Raw genomic sequence first — 20632 nt, forward strand, 5'->3', positions numbered from 1 at the left:
GACAGTTCCGGGGCCAGAGACGACGAAGGCCCCCTCGCCGGCGAACCGGGAGGGGGCCTTCGGCGTGCTCACGCGATCAGTCGAACGCCTTCGAGATCAGCGCCTTCTGCTCGACCTCGTGGACCTTCGACGAACCCGCCGACGGGGCCGCCATCGGGCGGCGCGACACCACTTCCAGCTTCGAGAACAGCTCCGGGAACTTCCGCGGCAGGTTGAGCCCGAAGAACGGCCACGCGCCCTGGTTCTCCGGCTCCTCCTGGACCCACGCCACCTGCGAAGCGTTCGTGTAGCGCTCGAGCGCCGCCACCAGCTTCTTCTTCGGGAGCGGGTAGTACTGCTCGATCCGCACGATCGCGACGTCGTCCGCCTCGCGCTTCGTCCGCTCGGCCACCAGCTCCCAGTACAGCTTGCCCGAGGTCAGCAGCACCTTGCGGATCTTCGCCGGGTCCGGGGTCGTGTCGTCGATGACCGACATGAAGCGGCTTTCGCCGGTGAAGTCCGCGGTGGCCGACGTCGCGGCCTTGTTGCGCAGCATCGACTTCGGCGTGAAGACGATCAGCGGACGCTGGATGCCGTCCAGTGCGTGGCGGCGCAGCAGGTGGAAGTAGTTCGCCGGGGTGGACGGCACCGCCACCGTCATCGAGCCCTCCGCGCACAGCGAGAGGAAGCGCTCGATGCGGCCGGACGTGTGGTCCGGGCCCTGGCCCTCGTGGCCGTGCGGCAGCAGCAGCACGACGTCGGAGCGCTGGCCCCACTTGGCCTCGCCCGAGGAGATGTACTCGTCGATGACGGTCTGCGCGCCGTTGACGAAGTCGCCGAACTGCGCTTCCCACATCACCAGCGACTCGGGGTTGGCCACCGAGTAGCCGTACTCGAAGCCGACCGCCGCGTACTCCGACAGCGCCGAGTCGTAGATCATCACGCGGCCCTGGCCGTCGGCCAGGTTCTGCAGCGGCGAGTACTCCTGGCCGGTCTTGCGGTCGATGAACACCGAGTGCCGCTGGGTGAACGTGCCACGGCGGGAGTCCTGGCCCGACAGCCGGACGAGCCGGTTCTCCATCGCCAGCGACCCGAACGCGAGCAGCTCGCCGAACGCCCAGTCGATGTCGCCTTCGCGCGACATCTTGTGGCGGCGCTCCATGACCGGCTTGACGCGCGGGTGCGGCGTGAAGCCCTCCGGGACGTTCACGAACGCGTCGCCGATGTGCTCGAGCGTCTCGCGGGTGATCGCCGTCGGCACCTTGGCCGGCATCGGCTGCTCTTCCTCGACCGAGGGGCTGGCCTTAGCCGGGTGCTTCTCCAGCTCGCGGACCTCGTTGAAGACGTGCTCCAGCTGGCTCGAGAAGTCGCGCAGCGCGGCCTCGGCCTCCTCGACGGAGATGTCGCCGCGCCCGATCAGCGACTCGGTGTAGGTCTTCCGCACCGAGCGCTTCGTGTCGATGATGTCGTACATCGCCGGCTGGGTCATCGACGGGTCGTCGCCCTCGTTGTGCCCGCGGCGGCGGTAGCAGATGAGGTCGATGACGACGTCCTTGTGGAACGCCTGCCGGTACTCGACGGCCAGCTTGGCCACCCAGTGCGCGGCCTCCGGGTCGTCGCCGTTCACGTGGAAGATCGGCGAACCGATCATCTTGGCGACGTCGGTCGCGTACTGCGACGAGCGCGAGTGCTCCGGCGCGGTCGTGAAGCCGACCTGGTTGTTGACGATGACGTGCACGGTGCCGCCGGTGCGGTACCCGCGCAGCAGCGCCAGGTTCAGCGTCTCGGCGACGACGCCCTGGCCCGCGAAGGCCGCGTCGCCGTGCATCAGGACCGGCAGCACGGTGTAGCCCTCGCCGCCCTTGTCCAGGAGGTCCTGCTTCGCGCGGACGATGCCCTCGAGCACCGGGTCCACGGTCTCCAGGTGCGACGGGTTCGCCGTCAGCGACACCTTCGTCTCGCCGTCGCCGAACATCCGGAAGTACTTGCCCTCGGCGCCGAGGTGGTACTTCACGTCACCGGAGCCGTGCGCCTGGCCCGGGTCGAGGTTGCCCTCGAACTCCTGGAAGATCTGGCTGATCGGCTTGCCGACGATGTTGGCCAGCACGTTCAGGCGGCCGCGGTGCGGCATGCCGATGACGACCTCGTCGAGCTCGTGCTCGGCGGCCTTGTCCAGCAGCGTGTCGAGCAGCGGGATCGCCGTCTCGCCGCCCTCGAGCGAGAACCGCTTCTGGCCGACGTACTTGGTCTGCAGGAACGTCTCGAACGCCTCGGCGGCGTTCAGCTTCGAGAGCACGTACTTCTGGACCGCGGGGTCCGGCTTCTCGTGCGGGATCTCGACGCGCTCCTGGATCCAGCGCCGCTCCTCGGGGTCGAGGATGTGCGTGTACTCGATGCCGACCGTGCGGCAGTACGAGTTGCGCAGCACGCCCAGGATGTCGCGCAGCTTCATCCGCTCCTGGCCGGCGAAGCCGCCGACCGGGAACTCGCGGTCGAGGTCCCAGAGCGTCAGGCCGTGGGACAGGACGTCCAGGTCGGCGTGGCTGCGCTGGCGGTAGTTCAGCGGGTCGGTGTCGGCCATCAGGTGGCCGCGCATCCGGAACGCGTCGATCAGCTCGATCACGCGGGCGGTCTTGTCGACCGGGCCGTCCGGGATGTCGGCGACCCAGCGGATCGGCTCGTACGGCAGGCGGAGGCTGGTGAAGACGTCGTCGTAGAAGCCGTCTTCGCCGAGCAGCAGCTGGTGGATGCGCTTGAGGAACTCGCCGGACTCCGCGCCCTGGATGATGCGGTGGTCGTACGTCGAGGTCAGCGTCATGATCTTGCTGATGCCGAGGTCGACCAGCGTCTTCTCGCTGGTGCCCTCGAACGCCGCCGGGTACTGCATGGCGCCGACACCGATGATGGCGCCCTGGCCGGCCTGCAGGCGCGGCACCGAGTGGTTGGTGCCGATGCCGCCCGGGTTGGTCAGCGAGATCGTGGTGCCGGAGAAGTCGTCGGCCGTCAGCTTGTTGTTGCGGGCCTTCTTGACGATGTCCTCGTAGGCCTGCCAGAACTGCAGGAACGTCATGTCCTCGACCGACTTCACCGAAGCCACGACGAGGTTGCGCGAGCCGTCCTTGCCCTTCATGTCGATCGCGAGCCCGAAGTTGACGTGCTCCGGCGTGATCGCGAACGGCTTGCCGTCGATCTGCTGGTAGTGCCGGTTCATGTTCGGGTAGTTCTTCAGCGCCCGCACCATGGCGTAGCCGATGAGGTGCGTGAAGGAGATCTTGCCGCCGCGCGTGCGCTTGAGGTGGTTGTTGATGACGATGCGGTTGTCGGCCATCAGCTTGGCCGGGACCGCGCGCACGCTGGTCGCGGTCGGGACGCTCAGCGAGGCGTCCATGTTCTTCGCGATGGCGGCCGCGGCGCCGCGCAGCTGCTTCGACTCCGGCTCGTCCTTCTTGGCGTCGGCCTTCGGCTCCGCCTTGACGGCCGGCTTGGGTGCCGCCTTCGGCTCCGGCTTCGGCGCCGCCTTCTGCTCCGCCTTCGCGGGGGCGGCCTGCTTGGCCGCCGACTCCGCGTTCCGCACGGCCGAGGCCGACGGCTGTGCCGCCTGGCCGTTGGTGGCCGGCTTGGCCTCGGCCTGCTGCCGGGCCGTGTCCGCCTTGGCCTGCGCGTTCTGCGTCGGCTTGAAGTCCGCGAAGAAGTCGTGCCAGGCGGCATCGACTGAGGAAGGGTCTGCGAGGAACTGGTCGTACATCTCTTCGACCAGCCACTCGTTGGGGCCGAACTGTGACGCAGGGCTGCTGCTGGACACGGCTTGGGCTCGCCTCTATCCGTCTCGATCTCGATCATGAATCCGCTGATGCGCCTACCAGGCTAACCCCCTCGGTGACCGCGATGTGATGGAACCGGCCTGTGTGAGGCGTGGCGCACTAGGGGATCGGTCACTGACTCGATCAAGATGTGCTAAGGGAACCTTAAGCGCTGGACCCGGTACAGGGTTCGCGGTCTCTTCTGTCGGGCTTCTCCCGGCGGCCGTCGGGCGTTCACCGCGGCGGGTTCCACTGGGGGGATGTGGCTGGTCGAATGTCCTTCGTTCTGGGACCAGGGCCTGGTGCGGCCGCTGGTGACGGAGTCCGGCACGGTCGTGCTGACGTGTGATTCGTGCTCGGCCGTGTGGCCGACGCTCGCGGACTTCGAAGAGATGGAGTGGGTCGAGCCGGACGAGCCGGATTGGCTGGTCGGCGCCGGGGTGCACGTCCGCCCGGGGACGGTCCGGTGGGCCTCGCGCCCGGACGTCGAGGCGGCGGGCATGGGCTCGCTGAAGTGGCGGGTGCTGCCTTAGGAGGCGCCGATCGCCTTCGCGACGTCGGCGGGCAGTTCGTACGGCGGCTCGTGGGGGACGAGCTTCACGGCCTTGTGGAGCTGGTCGGTCGCCAGGAGCCCGGAGATGTCGCGCATCACGGACGTGACATCGGTGACGTCGGTGATCCACCCGGTCACGTAGTGGTCGAGGGCTTCGCCGGTGAGGCCGATGCGGACGGCCTGGAAGTTCAGCGGCGTGTGGTCGAGATCTCGCTCGGCGTCCCACTGGATGAGCACGGGACCCGGGTGGGCCAGCGCCCATTCGAAGCCGTCGCGGCTGAGGTCGACGGCCAGGATGCGTTCGCGGCCGGGCTTGCTGCCGTTGCCGCTGTGGTAGGCGGCGGCGCGGAAGGACGGGTCGAGCCAGGTGGTGCCGGTGCGCTCGAAGGTCTGCTTCTCGAGCGCGGTGTCGGCGACCGAGGGCGGGCAGGCCTGGTAGACGCGGACGGTCGTATCGGTCCGCGCCGCGCGGACCTGCCGGTCGGGGACCCGCTTCTCTTCGAACATGCCAGCCATGGTTCCAGTGGCTCGGCCGGCGGGCCACGAACTTTCGGTGTTCAGGTGAGGCCCTCCTCAGCCCAGCGCCCACAGGCGGGCGTACAGGCCCTCGGCCGCCAGCAGCTCCTCGTGGGTGCCCGTCTCCGCGATGCGGCCGTGGTCCAGGACCACGATGCGGTCCGCCCTCGCCGCCGTCGCCAGGCGGTGCGCCACCACGAACGTCGTCCTCCGGCGGGCCACCGTCTCCGTCGCCCGCAGCACCGCCGCCTCCGTGGACGGGTCCAAGGCCGCCGTTGCCTCGTCCAGCAGCAGGACGTCCGGGTCCACCAGTTCGGCCCGGGCCAGCGCCACCAGCTGGCGCTGGCCCGCCGACAGCGAGCGGCCGCGCTCGCCCACCGGCTGCAGGAACCCCGCCGGCAACGCCGCCACCCCGTCGAACGCCCCCACCGCGCGGACCGCCGCCTCGACCTCCGCGTCCGACGCCGCCGGGCGGCCGTAGCGGACGTTGTCCGCCACCGTGCCCGAGAACAAGTGCGCCTCCTGGGGCACCACGCCCATCCGGCGCCGCAGGCCGGCCAGCTCGTACTCGCGGACGTCCGTGCCGTCGATGCGGACCTCGCCGCCGGTGACGTCGTAGTAGCGCGCCACCAGCTTCACCGCCGTCGACTTGCCCGCGCCCGTCGCGCCGACCAGTGCGATCGTCTCGCCCGCCGCGACGTCCAGCGAGAACTCCGCCAGCGCCGGTGCGTCCGTGCCGGCGTAGGCGAAGTCGACCTCCTTGAACGAGACCTCGCCGCGCAGTCGCGGAGGCACCGCCACGGCGTTCTCCGCCGCCGGTACGGACGTCGGCGTCCGCAGCAGGTCGCCGATCCGGTTCAGGCCGACGCGGGCCTGCTGGTAGCCGTCGAACACCGACGACAGCTGCTGGATCGGCGAGAAGAACTGCTGCAGGTACAGCAGGAACGCGAGCAGCACGCCGGCCGACAGCGTCCCGGCCGAGACGCGGTTCGCGCCCGCGACCAGCACGGTCGTGGTCGCCAGGTCGGACAGCAGCGCCACCAGCGGGAAGTACGTCGCGACGTACCGCTGGGCCCGCAGCCGCGAGCGCCGGTAGTCGTCGCTGCGCGAAGCGAACGCCTCCGCGGAGCGGTCCTCGCGCGTGTAAGCCTGGGCGACGCGCAGGCCGCTCACGTTCTCCTGCATGTCCGCGTTGACGACGCTGACCCGCTCGCGGGCCTCGTTGTAGGCCTTCGACGCCGCTCGCCGGAAGATCACCGTGGCCACCGCCAGCACCGGCACCATGGCCAGCGCGAACAGCGCCAGCCCGGCGTCGGTGACCAGCAGCGCCGCCGTGATGCCCGCCAGCGTCAGCGCGCTGACCACCGCGGTGGCCAGGCCGGTCTGCAGGAACGTCGACAGCGCGTCGACGTCCGTCGTCATCCGGGTCATGATCTTCCCGGACAGCTCCCGCTCGTAGTAGTCGAGCCCGAGCCGCTGCAGGTGCGCGTAGCTGCGGACGCGCAGCGCGTACAGCACCGTTTCGCCGACCCGCGAGGTCAGCCGCGTCTGCGCGAACACGACCAGCCAGTCGGCCGCGATCACCAGCGCGCCGATCCCGGCGGCGAGCCAGATCATCCACTCGACGCCCGGCCGCACGCCGTGGTCGACGCCGAACTGGTACAGCCCCGGGAGCGCGATCGAGGCGAGCGCGTCCGCCGCGACCAGCCCGATCACCAGAGTTAGGGGCCAGCGAACGGGCCGCAGCAGCCGGGCCAGCTTGAACCCCGGGTCGGGCGCGGTGACGTCCACATCGGACATCCGTGGCTCGTCGGCAGCGGCCGGGAGCTTGCGCACGCCTTCGATCAGCTCCGGCGTCGGCGGCACGTCGAGGCCGCCGCCCCCGCCGACGAACCCGCTGCTGTTCGGGTCGCCGCTGCGCGAGCGCGCCGCGTCCGCCAGGTCGTCGACCTCGTCACGGCTTTCGTCCCGCGGCCACAGCGCCGGGGTGACGCCGTCCTGGCCGCAGTCGAGGCCCTCGCAGCGGTGCTTCTCCTCGACGTCGTCGCCCGGGCCCGCGACCAGTTCGCGGAACAGCGGGCAGCGCTCCACCAGCTCGGCCTCGGTGCCGACGTCGACGACGCGGCCCTCGTCCAGCACCGCGATCCGGTCGGCCAGTGCCAGCGTCGAGCGGCGGTGCGCGATCAGCAGCGTCGTGCGGCTCGCCGTAACCGAGCGCAGGGTCTCGTGGATCGCCGCCTCGGTGACGGTGTCGATGGCCGACGTCGCGTCGTCGAGGACCAGGATCCGCGGATCGGTGATCAGCGCGCGGGCCAGCCCGAGCCGCTGGCGCTGGCCACCTGACAGCGTAAGGCCGCGCTCGCCCACCAGCGTGTCGTAGCCGTCCGGGAGGGCGCGGATGAACTCGTCGGCCTCGGCCGCGCGCGCCGCCGCGACGATTTCCTCCTCGCTCGCGTCCGGCCGGCCGTAGGCGATGTTCTCCCGGATCGAGGAGGAGAACAGGAACGCCTCCTCGAACACGACCCCGATCGCCTGGCGCAGCTGCCGCAGGGGCACGTCACGGACGTCGAGACCGCCGACCCGCACCGCGCCCGCGTGCACGTCGTAGAACCGGGGCAGCAGCAGGGAGATCGTCGACTTCCCGGAGCCCGCGGTGCCGACCAGCGCGAGGGTCTCGCCCGGGTTCGCGGCGACCGACAGGCCGGCCAGCACCGGCTCGGTGCGCGTGTAGCCGAAGCGGACGTCGTCGAGTTCGACCCCGAGCGGCCCCGAGAGCAGCGGCCGCGCGTCGGGGGAGTCGACGACCTCCGGTTGCGCGTCGATCAGCTCGTAGACGCGCTCGGCGCCCGCGCGGGTCAGCTGGGCCTGCACGACCAGGCCGGACAGCATCCGGGCCGGCCCGATCAGCGTCGCGAGGTAGGTCGCGAAGGCGAGGAACGTGCCGAGCGTGATCGAGCCGTTCAGCGCGAGGACGCCGCCGATGCCGAGCACGGCGACCTGGCCGGCGGCGGGCAGGGCCGCGGTCGTCGCCGTCGGCACCGCCGACAGCTTCGCCGCGCGAAGCCGCTCCGCGAACAGCTTGCGCGCGGTCCCCTCGAGCTTCGAGACCTCTCGCGCCTCCTGGCCGAAGCCCTTGACCACCCGGACGCCGGTGACGGTCTCCTCGACCTGCTGCGCGACGTCCGCCGCGCGCTGCTGCGCCGACCACGTGGCCGGGAACAGCCGCTTGCGGCTGCGGGCGATGACGATGCCGACGGCGGGCGTCACGACCAGCGCGATCAGCGTCAGCACCGGGGACATCCACAGCATCGCGGCGAACGACAGCAGGGCGAAGATCACCGAGCCGAACGAGAGCGGGATCTGCATGAGGATCCCGACGACCAGCTGCAGGTCCGAGATCGCGCGCGAGACGACCTGGCCGGTGCGCAGCGCGTCCTGCTTGCCGCCGTCCAGCCGCGAGACGGCGTTGAAGACGCGCTGGCGCAGGTCGTGCTGGACGTCGAGGGCGAGCTTCCCGCCGAAGTACCGGCGCAGGAAGGCGGTGGCGAACGCGACCAGCTGCAGCGCCACCAGGAAGACGGCGATCCCGGGCAGCGCGCCGGTGCGGCCCGCCACGGCGTCGTCCACCGCCGAGCGCACCAGCAGCGGGCTCGCGGCCTGCACGCCGACGCTGAAGACGGCGGCGAGCAGCGACAGCACGACGATGGCGCGGTGCTCCCAGGCCGCGGCGGACAGCCGGCGGACCCAGCCGGCGGTCTCAGCGGGTGGGAGCTCTTGACGGGAGCGGGGCGGAGCGGTGGTCACGTTGCAACACTAAGTGCCGCCACCGACAAAATATTTCCCGGAAAGCCGTGAAGGCCGTCTCGAAGACATCGAGACGACCTTCACGGACGGGTGAACCTACGTGATGTCGCGCTTCTGGTTGCCCGCCCAGCCCAGGCCGAAGAAGAGCATCGTCCAGCCGAAGAAGATCAACGCCGACGCCCACCACGAGAGCACGCCCGGCGCCGCGGCCGTGTACTGCAGCAGCAACTGCGCACCCGAGGTGACGTCGTCGGGCAGGTTCAACGAGTTGAACCCGAACGCGTCCGCCGCGATCCCGCCGACGATCCCGTTCGCGGTGCCGTTGGGCAGGATCCCGCCGAGGATGCGGACGTCGCCCCAGCCCCAGAACATGATCACCAGGACGTTCTCGATGATCAGGAACCACACCAGGAACAGCACCACCGCCAGCGGCACGCTGCGCAGCACCGCGCCGAACCCGATGCCGAACAACGTCACCAGCACCGCGGCCAGCACCGTCCCGCCGAGCGCGGCCAGCCACTGGCCCGCCGACGGCCAGCGGCCGGAGTCGACCGACGACATGACGGCGATCGCCGAGACGCCGAAGCTGACCAGACCGTAGATCGCGCCCCACGCGACGTAGGTGAGCATCTTCGCCGTCAGCGCCGAGATCCGGTTCGGCGCGGTCAGGAACGTGGTCGTGATCGTCTTGCTGCGGTACTCGCCGGCCAGCGCGAAGATGCCGAACAGCCCGGGGACGAGCTGCGCGATGTTCACGCCGTGCGCCAGCGCCAGCAGCCCCACCGGGACCTGGCTCGGGTCCAGGCCGATCAGCCGGGTGACCTGCCGGGCGTCGCTGTCGCTGCTCAGGAAGTCCGCGAAGTCGTTGGTGATCTTGCCCCACGCGAACGTCAGCCAGAACGCCACGAGCGCCAGCGGGATCAGCAGCACCCACCACGTCTTGAGCGAGAGCGTCTTGCGGAACTCCGCCTTGATCAGGTTGCCCATCACCGCTGCGGTCCTCCCCAGTGCTGCTGCTGTTGCGGGCCCGACGGCGGGTAGCCGGGCGGCGGCGGACCCTGGCACTGCGGCTGCGGCGGGTAACCGGGTGCGCCGCCGGTGAACTGACCCTGCGTCAGCTGGAAGAACATCCGCTCCAGGTCGGCGTGGTCCTCTTGCATCCCGTAGACGGCGATCCCGGCCTTCGCGGCGATGTCCCCGATCTGCTGGACGCTCGACCCGGCGACGGCGACCCGGCCGTCCGGCGTCGGCGAAACGGCGGTGATGCCGTTGTCCTGCAACGCTTTCACCAGCGCCGACGGGTCCGCCGGCTGCACCAGCACGCGCGACTGCTGGCTCTTGCGCAGCTGGTCCAGCGAACCGTAGTAGCGCGTGACGCCCTGGCTGATGATGACGACCTGGTCGATCAGCTGCTCGACCTCGTTGAGCAGGTGGCTCGACACGAGGACGGTCCGGCGCTGCTCACGCGCGTAGGAGCGCAGGAAGTTCCGCAGCCAGAGGATGCCTTCCGGGTCGAGGCCGTTCGTCGGCTCGTCCAGCACGAGGACCTGCGGGTCACCGAGCAACGCCGTCGCCAGCGCCAGCCGCTGCCGCATGCCGAGCGAGAACCCGCCCGCCTTCCGGTCCGCGGCGCTGCCCAGGCCCACCAGGCCCAGCACCTCGTCCGCGCGCCGGTCCGGCACCCCGATCGCCGCCGCGTAGACGCGGAGGTGGTTGCGCGCGGTCCGGCTCGGGTGGAAACCCTCGTTCTCCAGCACCGAACCCACCACCCGCGCCGGGTTGCCCAGCTGCGAGTGCGGACGCCCGTTGATCGTCGCCTGCCCCGCCGTCGGCGTCACCAGCCCGAGCAGCATCCGCAACGTCGTCGTCTTGCCGGCACCGTTCGGACCGAGGAAACCCGTCACCGAACCCGGCTCGACCGTGAAACTGAGGTTCTGCACGGCGTTCACCGCACCGAACTGCTTGCTCAGGTTCTGCACCACAATCCGGCCACTGCCGTCGTGCATACCGACCCCTTCCGCTGATGCGGCGTCATCCTGCCCTACCCGCGCGGCCCGCGCGCACGGAACGCCGGAACCCGCGCGAAGCGACGTTCGTCACGTTCCGCAACCGGGGCGAACGGGTCGCGGTGTCCTGACCTGAGTGTTTCCCGGTCCGGTCAGATCAACTTGGTAAAGAATTCGTGTGACTTGCCGACCCGGTGCAGCGCTGAGCGTCAGACACCTCTAAGCTAGGTATCGGCGGCCCGCTCCCAGTGACCCCCAGGCTGGTTGAGCGGGTCGCCCCTTCGTCTCTGCTTCGGGCTTCGCTCCTTCGCTCGGCTCATCCCGTTTCTCCCGGGGGCCGAGCCCCCGGACCCCCACGGTGCCTCCCCCGCGGCCTGGCGGGGTGGTTTGTGGGTCGTGGTTGCGTTGTGGGCCTTGGTTGCGTTGTGGGGTTGGCTATCTTTGGCCGGTGCGGATCTTGCTCGTCGAAGACGAACGGCGGCTTGCCGAGGCTCTGCGGGCCGGGCTGGGTGCCGAGGGCTATGCCGTCGATGTGGCCCACAACGGGCGGGATGCGCTCTGGCTCGCCGGGGAACACCCTTACTCCGCCATCGTTCTCGACATCATGCTGCCCGGGCTGAACGGCTACCGCGTCTGCCGCAGGCTGCGGGAGCGGGGCGATGCCACCCCGATCCTCATGCTCACCGCCAAGGACGGCGAGGACGACGAGATCGAGGCCCTCGACACCGGTGCCGACGACTTCCTGCCCAAGCCCTTTTCCTACGGTGTCCTGCTTTCGCGGCTGCGCGCGCTCATCCGGCGTGGCGGTGCCACCCGGGCGGGGGTCCTCAAACTGGGTGACCTCGAACTTGACCAGGCCGGGCGGACCTGCCGGCGCGGCTCCGCCGACATCACCCTCACCGGCAAGGAGTTCGCCCTCCTCGCCTACCTCATGCAACGGCCGGGGCAGGTCGTCACCAAGGCCGAACTGCTCGACAACCTCTGGGACTTCGCCGCGTCCGCGACCGCCAACCTCGTCGAGGTCCACGTCAGTGCCTTACGACGTAAGATCGATGTCCCCTTCGGCGTCGAGACCCTCCGGACCGTCCGCGGCGCCGGGTACCACGTGACGAGCGCCTGAACGAGGAAGAGCGGGCCCCTGCCGGCGGACGGCAGGGACCCGCTCGGGGGAGAAAGGTCAGGCGAGCACCGTCTCCAGCGCCGTGTGGGGCAGGTCGTGGGCCACCGCGACCGGGCCGTTCGTCAGCGCGCCCGCGTGGGTGTTGAGGCCCTTCGCCAGCGCCGCGTCCGCCTGCAGCGCGGCCTTCCAGCCGTGCTCGGCCAGCTGTACGGCGTAAGGCAGCGTCACGTTCGTCAGGCCGTAGGTCGACGTCCGGGGCACCGCGCCCGGCATGTTCGCGACGCAGTAGAAGACGGACTCGTGCACGGTGTAAGTCGGGTCGTCGTGCGTGGTCGGGCGCGAGTCGGCGAAGCAGCCGCCCTGGTCGATCGCGATGTCGACGAGCACGCTGCCCGGCTTCATGCGGGCGACGAGCTCGTTCGAGACCAGCTTCGGCGCCTTCGCGCCGGGGACCAGCACCGCGCCGATGACCAGGTCGGCCTGCAGCACGGACTCCTCGACCGACAGCCGGTTCGACGTCACCGTGCGGATGCGGCCGCCGAAGTCGTTGTCGATCTGGCGGAGGCGGTCGACGTTGGTGTCCAGGATCTCGACGTCCGAGCCGAGGCCCAGCGCGACGCGGGCGGCGTTCAGGCCGGCGACCCCGCCGCCGATGACGACGACGCGCGCCGGGTGCACGCCGGGGATGCCGCCGGGCAGCACTCCGCGGCCGCCGCTCGGCTTCATCAGCGAGAACGCGCCGACCTGCGGGGCCAGCCGGCCCGCGACCTCGGACATCGGGGCGAGCAGCGGGAGCGCGCCGTTCGCGGTCTGCACCGTCTCGTACGCGATCGCGGTCGTGCCGGCGTCCAGCAGCGCGTCGGTCAGCGGGCGGTCGGCGGCGATGTGCAGGTAGGTGAAGAGGACCTGGTCGGCGCGCAGCCGGGGGTACTCCTCGGCGATCGGCTCCTTGACCTTGAGGACGAGCTCGCCCTCGGCCCACGTCTCGTCGGCGGTCGCGAGGATCTTCGCGCCGGCGGCGACGTACTCCTCGTCGGTGATGGACGAACCGATGCCGGCGCCCGTCTCGACGAAGACGTCGTGCCCGCGGCCGACCAGCTCGTGGACCCCGGCCGGGGTCAGCGCGACCCGGTATTCGTGCTTCTTGATTTCACGGGGAACGGCGATACGCACGGTCGGCCTCCTGGGTCGGTCTGCGTCCGGGTGCAAGGCGGTGTTGCCACTCACGGTGAACCACCCGGACGGCGGTGTCATCGTGCTGAGCGGACATTTCTTCGCGGGTTTCGTGGTGCCCGGCGGACAAGTGCGTTGACTTCGACCTCACTGGAGGTTGCAGCGTGACCGCATGAGAGCTGTGTGGTTGCGGGAGTTCGGCGGGCCGGAAGTGCTGGTCCCGGGAGACGCGCCCGACCCCGTCCCCGGACCCGGTCAGGTGCTGGTCGAAGTGGCGTTCGCGAACACCACGTTCGTCGAGACGCAGTTCCGGGCGGGCGCTCCGGGGCCGTTCCGCGCGGAGCTGCCGCTGATCCCGGGCAACGGCGTCGGCGGCGTGATCAGCGCGGTCGGCGACGGCGTCGATCCGGGCCTGGCCGGGCAGCGGGTGGTGACGTCGACCGGCGGGTCCGGCGGGTACGCCCAGCGCGTGGCGGTGGACGCGGCGGCGGTGTTCCCGGTCCCGCCCGCCCTCGACCTCGACGCGGCGGTGGCGCTGCTCGCGGACGGCCGCACCGCGACCGGCTTGGTGCATGCGACCAGGGTGCGCCCGGGCGATCGAGTCCTGGTCGAGGCGGCGGCCGGTGGTGTCGGCGGCTTGGTGGTGCAGTTGGCTCACGCGGCGGGCGCGTTCGTGATCGGCGCGGCGGGCGGGCCGGCGAAGGTGGCCCACGTCGAGGGAGCTGATGCCGTCGTCGACTACCTGGAGCCGGACTGGGCCGCGCGCGCCGGCGAGGTGGACGTCGTGTTCGACGGCGTGGGCGGGGAAATCGGCACGACGGCGTTCGGGCTGCTGCGCCCGGGCGGCCGGATGGCGGTGTACGGCCTGGCGGGCGGCTCGTGGGCGGAAGTGTCCGATGTGGACGCCGCGGCGCGCGAGGTCACGCTGGTGCGCTCGATCGGCAGCCCGGCGGAAATGAGGGCGTTCACGGAGTCGGCGTTGGCGGAGGCGGCCGCGGGCCGGCTGGTCCCGGTGATCGGCCAGCGGTACCCGCTGGAGAAAGCGGCGGACGCGCACGCGGCGATCGAATCACGCGCGACGGTGGGCAAGACGTTGCTGGTGGCGTAACGGGGTTCTCGCTTTTTCAGGCCGGCGGAGGCGGAACACCGCGCCCCACCCATCCCTGGGGGACGAGCCCCGCTCAGTCTATCGGTGGCCGGTGACAGTTTCGCCGATTTGCCGGGTGTACGGCCGGACTTGTCCACATTCGCCGGGGGCTGTGGACAAGTCATTTGCCAGCGTGCCGCCGGGTGGCGACGAGGCCGCCGGGCGGTGTCTCGCGCCGCCGGGTGGCGACAACGCCGCCGGTGGCGACAACGCCACCGGGCGGTGATCCGCGCCGCCAGCAGTGACCGCGCCGGGCGGCGACTGCGCTGAGCACTGGCCGCGCCGCCGGGCGGTGATCGCGATGAGCGGCGACAGCGCGGCCGAGCGGCGAAATGCCCAAGACAGTGAGGTTCCGCGCGTACCGGCTCAACCACGACGACTCGCAACGACTGCACAACGTCGCGAAGGACCTCGCCATGAAGGGCACCCCATGGACACAAAGACCATCAAGGTGCCCTTCACGGACCGAACATCAAGCGCGATAAGCCGACCAAGAGCTGTTCATCCGCGTGGCCTGGCCGGCGGTGAACTCGTACATGCAGCTGTCATAGCTGTAGTCCATGAAGTTGTGCACCGGGTCCTTGCCCGTCGACGTGCACGTGTCCTTGCTCGCCGGGCAGCCCGACGTCGCCGTCTTCTCGGCCGGTGTGTCCGACACGTAGTCGCCCGAACCGGAGCAGCCGCCCTGGAACGTGTGGTACAGCCCCATCCAGTGGCCGACCTCGTGCGTTGCCGTGTCGCCCTCGTTGTAGTTCGTCGCCGAGCGGCCCGGGAGGGACTCGTCGAGGATGACCACGCCGTCCAGCTTGGGCTGCGAGCTGTAGTTCCAGGGGAACGTCGCCCAGCCGAGGAGGTCGTCGCCGAGGTTGGCGGTGTAGATGTTCAGCGCGTTCTTGCCGCCCTTGCGCAGCGCGTTCTTCATGTTGCGCTCGGCCGACGTGCCGTCGGTGATGCCGTTGTACCAGGTGGCGTTGTTCGTGTAGTCGGTGCTGACCAGCGAGAAGCTGTAGCCGCTGGAGGCGTACGCGCTGTTGAGCACCGAGATCTGCTTGGTGATCGTCGACGCCGGGAGGTTGCCCGTCGAGCCGCTCGTGATCACGTGGAAGTACACCGGGATCGAGACGGCGGCGGCCGCGAACACCGTGCGCTTGCCGGCGAGCTTGCTCTGCATGTCCGCCTCGACGCGGGCCGCTTCGGCCGGGGACAGGCTGTCGGCGTGACCGTCCTTGCTCCGGTCCGCGGACTGGGTCGGGGTGAAGCAGTCGCCCGACGGCGCCGCGACGGCGCTGCCGGTCGTGGTGCCCGGGACGACCAGGGCGACCAGGGAAAGCGCCGACACCGCGCCCAGCTTGACGGCCCTGCGGAACCGCTCCGAACTGCTCATGGAGACTCCTCTGCGACGACCCGGCCACCCCGGGTGCTGCGAAGAAGGTGCGCCAGGCGATCGTCGGAATCCACCACCTTTCGGCTGGAAAAGACAAGGGGAACGTTCGGCGCGATCCATGCGGAGTAGTGCATACGACGCGCGTTGGGCCGAACGGCCTAGCTCCAGCGCAGCGCCACCAGCTGGGTGATCAGGGCTAGCCGGACGTCCGGGTCGTCGAGGTCCAGCGGGACCAGTTCGAGGAGCTTGCGCATCCGGTACCGCAGGGTGTTCGGGTGGATCCGCAGCTCCCGCGCCGCCGCGCGCGGGTCGCCGGGATGGCGTAGCCACTCATACAGCGTCTCGACGTAACCGGCCTTGCCCGACTCGTCGTATGCGCGCAGCGCACCCAGCGGGCCGAGCTCCGCGACCTTCGCCCCGGCCGCCGCCGTCGCGCCGCGGTGCAGCGTCAACGCCGTCCATGCCTCGTCGAACGTGATCACGCGCTCGCCGAGCAGCTCGGCGCGCAGCAGACCGAGTGCTTCGTCGGCCTGGAGGCGCGACACGGACAGATCACCGATCTCGCCGGGCGCGCCGGCCGCGGCTCGCGGGGCGCCGCCGCGCCGGGACGACGTCGTCGACAACGCGTCGCGCAGCTCCGCCCACCCGCCGGGGCCCGGCCGGTCGGGGACCACGGCGTAAAGCAGACCGCCCAGCTCGGTCGCCACCGGGCGGTGGCCGATGCCCTGGGAAATCCGTTCGAGCAGGGCGAGCCGCAGGCCCTCGGCGTCGCGCCCGTCGCCGCCGGTGACCTCGATGACGACCACGCGGTGCGGCTCGTCGGACAGGTCCAGCTCGGCCATCGCCTTGCGCGGGTTCGCGCGGCCTTCGAGCACGCCGCGCAGCAGTTCGGCCGACGCGCGGCGTTGCGCGTCCGTGTGCGCGCGGCGGCGCAGCAGGTGCAGCGCGACGACCGGGGCGGCGTCGGCGAACGCGGCCGCGCGCTCGTCGGACACCGGCCCGGCGACCACCGCCCACATCGACCCGAGCAGCTCGCCGCCCATCCGGATCGGCACGATCAGCCGCGGCAGCGTGCCGTCGCGCTGGGCGGGGACGAAGATCGTCTGCCGGCCGCGGGACAGCTCGCGGAATACGCCACGCGACCGGAACCGCGCGAGGACGTCGTCCGGGATGCGCCGGCCCATGATCGTCGCGACGCGCGCGGGGTCGGTCAGGTCCTGGCGCGCGGAGTAGGCGAGCACGCGGGAGTTGGTGTCCTCGATGGTCACCGGCGCGTCCACAACGGACGCGACGGCATCGGCCAGCCGGAACAGGTCGCCGGAGCCCGGGTCGAGGTCTTCGGACTCGTCGGCGAGCGCGTCGAGGACCGTCCGCAGCAGCCACACCAGCTGCGCCCACGACGTCGCGGCGTGCACCTGGACGAGCGCGATCCCGTTGGCCTTCGCGGCGCGCTTGACGGCCGGTTTCGCGGCGAGCGGCGGTTTCAGCAACACGGCGGCAGCGCCCTGCTCGGCACTCTGCTTCACCAACTGGGCGGCGTCTTCGGGGCCGGTGGTGGCGACGCCGAGCACGAGGTCCCCGGCGGCCACGGCGCCGCCGGGCTCGGCGATCACGACGTCGGCGACGGCGGGCGGGTCGTCGGGCACCTGGAGCGCGTGGAGCAGCGTCGGCCCCACCCGGTCGACCACGCTGCGCACCGACACCACGGGCTCATTCTGGCCGAGAAACCACTGGACGGCTCGGTAGGGTCGAAACGGTGAGCGACCCGCGGAAGATCGTCGAATCCGGTTACGACAGCTCGGCGGAGCGGTACCTCGAGTGGAGCGCCCGGATCGCGGACGATCCCCGGCTGCGCTTCCTGGGCGAGCTGACCGACCGCCTCGCCGACGGCTCCGACGTGCTCGACCTCGGCTGCGGCGCGGGCGTGCCGTGCACGAAGCTGCTCGCCGAACGCCACGACGTCCTCGGCGTCGACGTGTCCGCGGCGCAGCTCGACCTCGCGCGGCGCAACGTCCCCGGGGCGCGGTTCGAGAAGGCCGACATGGCCGCGGTGTCCTTTCCGGACGGGAGCTTCGACGCCGTCACGGCGTTCTACTCGGTGCTGCACGTCCCGCGCGAGGAGCAGGGCGCGCTCTTCACGCGGATCGCGCGCTGGCTGCGGCCCGGCGGCTGGTTCCTGGCCGCGCTGGGGTGCAGCGAAGCGAACGGCGTCGAGGACGACTGGCTCGGCACCCCCATGTTCTTCAGCAGCCACGCCCCGGACGGCAACCGGCGCCTGCTGGCCGACGCCGGGTTCACGCTCGTCGTCGACGAAACCGTGACCATGCACGAACCCGAGGGCCCGGCGACGTTCCACTGGGTGCTCGCGCGCTGCTAGACGTCGTGCGGTTTGCGGGCGTCGATGTCCTCCGGGGTGTACTGCTCCCGCTTGGTCGTCAACGCCCAGCGGTGCCCGTCGGGGTCGACGACCCGGCCGTAGCGCTCGCCGAAGAACATCTCCGTCACCGGGGCTTCCACCGTCGCGCCCGCGAAGACGGCCCGCCGCGCGAGGTCGTCCGGGTCCGGCGTCTCCAGGGTCAGCAGCAGCGGGGTGCCGCCGATCGTCGACGGCGCCAGCGCGTCCAGCGACGCGATCTCCTGGCTCACCAGCAGCCGCGCTTCGCCGACCGCCAGCTCGACGAACAGGACCGTGCCGTCCGGCAGCACCGTGCGGAACAGCTCGACCGCGCCGAACGCCCTGCCGTAGAAGGAAAGCGCCGTCTCGACGTCCTTGACGAACAGGTGCGGCACCAGGCCGAGCGGGCGGCTCACGCCGACTCCGGGCGGGCCAGCAGGCCCGCGTCGCCGGCCGCGTCGACGAGCCGGCGCAACGACGTCGCCTCACGTGCGGCGGCGACGCGGCCGGCCGGCGTGATCCGGTAGTAGCGGCGGCGCGAGTCCTCGCCGGGGAGTTCTTCGGCCAGGCCGTCGGCGGCCAGCCGGGTCAGCGTCCGGTAGAGCGTGCCCGGGCCGAGCTGGACTTCGCCGCCGGTGACGTCGGCGACGAACCCCATGATCCCGTAGCCGTGCGCGCGCCCGCCGGGCCCGGCGGCCAGGGCCAGGAGCACCTGGAACGCCGCGGGGGTGAGCGGGTTGCCGTCGGCCATGGGGGCAGCCTACACTCCGCCCTGGTTATATCCATGGTGGATATAGAGAGGCGGGGTCATGCCCATCCAAGGGGTCAGCAAGGTCGTTGTCGGGGTCGAGGACCAGGCGCGCGCGAAGGAGTTCTGGTCCGAGACGGTCGGTTTCGCGGTGACGACCGACGTGCCCTACGACGACGAGGGCCGGCGCTGGGTGGAGGTGACCGCGCCGAACGGGACCATCCTCGTGCTCAGCGAGTCGCCCGAGGACCGGCGCCGCTTCGGCGACAACGACCAGCTGCCGACGTCGAACTTCTTCTTGGTGGCCGACGATCTCGAGAAGACTTACGGGGAACTGTCGGCGAAGGGCGTGGAGTTCCCCGCGAAGCCGGAGAAACAGCCGTGGGGCTGGTGGTCGATGTTCACCGACTCCGAGGGGAACCGCTTCGCCCTGCAGCAGCGCGACTAGCGCGACAACACGGCCGTCAGCACCCGCCACAGCTCGCCGGCGGGGTCGTCGACCGGCTCCTTCGCCCGCCACGCGACGACGCCGTCCGGGCGCACGAGTGACGCGCCGCCCGTCGAAAGGCCGTAGCGGGACGCGATGTCGTCGAGCGCGTGGCACTCGAGGCGGACGCCGGTCTCGGCCGCGATGTCCGCCGCGGCCGGGGCCCACCGCGTGCCGTCGCCCGCGCAGAGCAGCACCCACGACCGCCCGAGCAGGTCCACAGTGGATGCGAGGCCGGGCGCCCGGAAGCCGGGCCGCCCGGTCGGTGCGTGGACGTCCTCGACGCGCGCGCCGTCGTCCGGCTCTTCGGGCAGCACGGCCGTCGAGCGGTAGCGGAACCCGAGGATGGCGTTCAGCGCGTCCTCCGGCTCGCCGATGCCCGAGACGTCGAGGTCCGGGTGCATGCGCTGCTTCATGTTGTGCAGCGACGTGTCGATGATCATCCGCGCGATCGGCTTGCGCTCGGCTTCGTAGGTGTCGAGCAGGGCGGGGCCCGCTTCGCCGCGCAGGACGGCGGCGAGCTTCCACGCGACGTCCGCGGCGTCGCCGACCGCCGTGTTGCCGCCCTGGCCGCCGGTCGGCGGGGTCACCTTCGCGGCGTCGCCGACCAGGAACACCCGGCCCTCCCGGAACCGGTCGGCCAGCCGGGCCGCGACCTCCCACGAGCCGGTCCAGACGATCTCCGGCTCCAGGTCCGGCAGGTCGGTGGCCGCGCGGATCATCGAGACCAGCCGGTCGTGGGTGAAGTCCGCCGGGCTTTCGCCGCGTGAAGGGAAGTAGTCCGGCGCGAAGACGTACCGGTTCGGGACGTCGGTGTTGACCAGCCCGGCGGTGAAATCGCCGTGCTGCAGGTAGAACAGGTCCGTCACACCGGCCTGGACGCGGTCGCCGAGGTCGGCGTCGAACACGACGCCGAGGCAGTGGCTCAGCGCGTCCAGACCGGTGGTCCCGATGCCGAGGCGGGCCCGGATGCCGCTGCGGCCGCCGTCGGCGGCGACGACGTAGTCCGCGCGCACCACCGTCTCCTCGGCGGAGTCGCGGTGGCGCAAGGTCGCGGTGACGCCGTCGTCGTCCTGGGCCAGGTCGACCAGTTCGGTGCGGAACCGGACCCGTGCGCCCGCCTTTTCCGCGTGCGCCAGCAAGATCGGCTCGACGACGTCCTGCCCGGCCATGCCGGCCGGCATCGTCGTCGACGCCGAGATGTCGAACTCGCTGCCGTCCTCGACGAGCCGGTGCAGGACGCGGCCGGCCAGGCTGGTCGCGACGGTGATCCGCAGCCCCTGCGACGCCCGCGGGCTCACTTCCAGGACCTCGCGGTCGATTCCTGCCCAGTGGAACAGATCCATCGTGCGCCAGTTCTGCCCGGCGGCTCTTGAGTGGACCGACGTTCCGGCGTGCCGCTCGACGGTCAGCACGTCCACTCCCGCCTGCGCCAGGAACAGTGACGCCGACAGTCCCCCCAGCCCGGCCCCCACGACCAGCACCTGCACCCGCTCCGTCATGACTTCCTCCCAGTTCAT

The 20632-nt window shown here is 71.1% G+C and carries 16 protein-coding genes; 5 read left to right on the forward strand and 11 right to left on the reverse strand.

Features of this window, described 5'->3' with window-relative positions:
• Window positions 1-76: 76 nt before the first annotated feature.
• Entirely contained in the window at window positions 77-3781 is a 3705-nt protein-coding gene (locus tag ACIQWX_RS12940; RefSeq protein ID WP_400868867.1) for a multifunctional oxoglutarate decarboxylase/oxoglutarate dehydrogenase thiamine pyrophosphate-binding subunit/dihydrolipoyllysine-residue succinyltransferase subunit, read from the reverse strand.
• Window positions 3782-4039: 258 nt separating this feature from the next.
• On the opposite strand from ACIQWX_RS12940, the gene ACIQWX_RS12945 reads away from it, so the two are divergent.
• Window positions 4040-4312 carry a hypothetical protein gene (locus tag ACIQWX_RS12945; RefSeq protein ID WP_400868869.1) on the forward strand — a complete coding sequence of 91 codons (273 nt, stop codon included), beginning with the start codon at window positions 4040-4042 and terminating at the stop codon, window positions 4310-4312.
• On the opposite strand, the gene ACIQWX_RS12950 is transcribed toward ACIQWX_RS12945, so the two are convergent.
• The 4 genes from ACIQWX_RS12950 to ACIQWX_RS12965 form a co-directional block, all read right to left on the reverse strand.
• Window positions 4309-4839 carry a DUF4291 family protein gene (locus ACIQWX_RS12950; RefSeq protein WP_400868871.1) on the reverse strand — a complete coding sequence of 177 codons (531 nt, stop codon included), beginning with the start codon at window positions 4837-4839 and terminating at the stop codon, window positions 4309-4311. The genes ACIQWX_RS12945 and ACIQWX_RS12950 overlap by 4 nt on opposite strands.
• A gap of 66 nt (window positions 4840-4905) precedes the next feature.
• A complete protein-coding gene (locus ACIQWX_RS12955) occupies window positions 4906-8652 on the reverse strand; it encodes an ABC transporter ATP-binding protein (RefSeq protein ID WP_400868873.1) in 3747 nt (1248 codons plus the stop codon).
• 96 nt (window positions 8653-8748) lie between these two features.
• Window positions 8749-9639: an ABC transporter permease subunit gene (locus tag ACIQWX_RS12960; protein ID WP_400868875.1), complete on the reverse strand. Its 891-nt coding sequence runs from the start codon at window positions 9637-9639 to the stop codon at window positions 8749-8751.
• Complete coding sequence (locus ACIQWX_RS12965) at window positions 9639-10658, reverse strand: ABC transporter ATP-binding protein (RefSeq protein WP_400868877.1); 1020 nt, start codon at window positions 10656-10658, stop codon at window positions 9639-9641. Before ACIQWX_RS12965 ends, ACIQWX_RS12960 begins: the two co-directional genes overlap by 1 nt.
• A 448-nt stretch (window positions 10659-11106) precedes the next feature.
• Here ACIQWX_RS12965 and ACIQWX_RS12970 point away from each other — a divergent pair, with 448 nt between their 5' ends.
• Window positions 11107-11778, forward strand: coding sequence for a response regulator transcription factor (locus ACIQWX_RS12970; protein WP_400868879.1), 672 nt, complete (start codon window positions 11107-11109; stop codon window positions 11776-11778).
• A gap of 57 nt (window positions 11779-11835) precedes the next feature.
• Here ACIQWX_RS12970 and ald read toward each other — a convergent pair whose 3' ends face one another.
• Entirely contained in the window at window positions 11836-12951 is a 1116-nt protein-coding gene (gene ald / locus ACIQWX_RS12975; protein WP_400868881.1) for an alanine dehydrogenase, read from the reverse strand.
• A 172-nt stretch (window positions 12952-13123) separates the two neighbouring features.
• Here ald and ACIQWX_RS12980 point away from each other — a divergent pair, with 172 nt between their 5' ends.
• Window positions 13124-14059, forward strand: coding sequence for a zinc-binding dehydrogenase (locus ACIQWX_RS12980; RefSeq protein ID WP_400868883.1), 936 nt, complete (start codon window positions 13124-13126; stop codon window positions 14057-14059).
• Window positions 14060-14570: 511 nt separating this feature from the next.
• Here the strand turns inward: ACIQWX_RS12980 and ACIQWX_RS12985 are convergent.
• Window positions 14571-15482 (reverse strand): zinc metalloprotease, encoded by a 912-nt coding sequence (locus ACIQWX_RS12985; protein ID WP_400868885.1) that lies wholly within the window; start codon window positions 15480-15482, stop codon window positions 14571-14573.
• A 158-nt stretch (window positions 15483-15640) separates the two neighbouring features.
• Window positions 15641-17188, reverse strand: coding sequence for a PucR family transcriptional regulator (locus ACIQWX_RS12990; protein WP_400868887.1), 1548 nt, complete (start codon window positions 17186-17188; stop codon window positions 15641-15643).
• Window positions 17189-17238: 50 nt separating this feature from the next.
• Here ACIQWX_RS12990 and ACIQWX_RS12995 point away from each other — a divergent pair, with 50 nt between their 5' ends.
• Window positions 17239-17859, forward strand: a complete 621-nt coding sequence (locus tag ACIQWX_RS12995; protein WP_400868889.1) for a class I SAM-dependent methyltransferase — start codon at window positions 17239-17241, stop codon at window positions 17857-17859.
• On the opposite strand, the gene ACIQWX_RS13000 is transcribed toward ACIQWX_RS12995, so the two are convergent.
• Window positions 17856-18293, reverse strand: a complete 438-nt coding sequence (locus ACIQWX_RS13000; protein WP_400868891.1) for a VOC family protein — start codon at window positions 18291-18293, stop codon at window positions 17856-17858. The two genes, ACIQWX_RS12995 and ACIQWX_RS13000, sit on opposite strands and share 4 nt — an antisense overlap.
• A complete protein-coding gene (locus ACIQWX_RS13005) occupies window positions 18290-18628 on the reverse strand; it encodes a PadR family transcriptional regulator (protein ID WP_400868893.1) in 339 nt (112 codons plus the stop codon). Before ACIQWX_RS13005 ends, ACIQWX_RS13000 begins: the two co-directional genes overlap by 4 nt.
• Before the next feature lie 58 nt (window positions 18629-18686).
• Between ACIQWX_RS13005 and ACIQWX_RS13010 the strand changes: the two genes are divergently transcribed.
• Entirely contained in the window at window positions 18687-19073 is a 387-nt protein-coding gene (locus tag ACIQWX_RS13010) for a VOC family protein (RefSeq protein ID WP_400868895.1), read from the forward strand.
• Here ACIQWX_RS13010 and rdmE read toward each other — a convergent pair.
• A complete protein-coding gene (gene rdmE, locus ACIQWX_RS13015; RefSeq protein WP_400868897.1) occupies window positions 19070-20632 on the reverse strand; it encodes an aklavinone 12-hydroxylase RdmE in 1563 nt (520 codons plus the stop codon). The genes ACIQWX_RS13010 and rdmE overlap by 4 nt on opposite strands.

Source organism: Amycolatopsis sp. NPDC098790 (genome assembly GCF_044759945.1).
In the GTDB taxonomy this organism is placed as follows: Bacteria; Actinomycetota; Actinomycetes; order Mycobacteriales; family Pseudonocardiaceae; genus Amycolatopsis.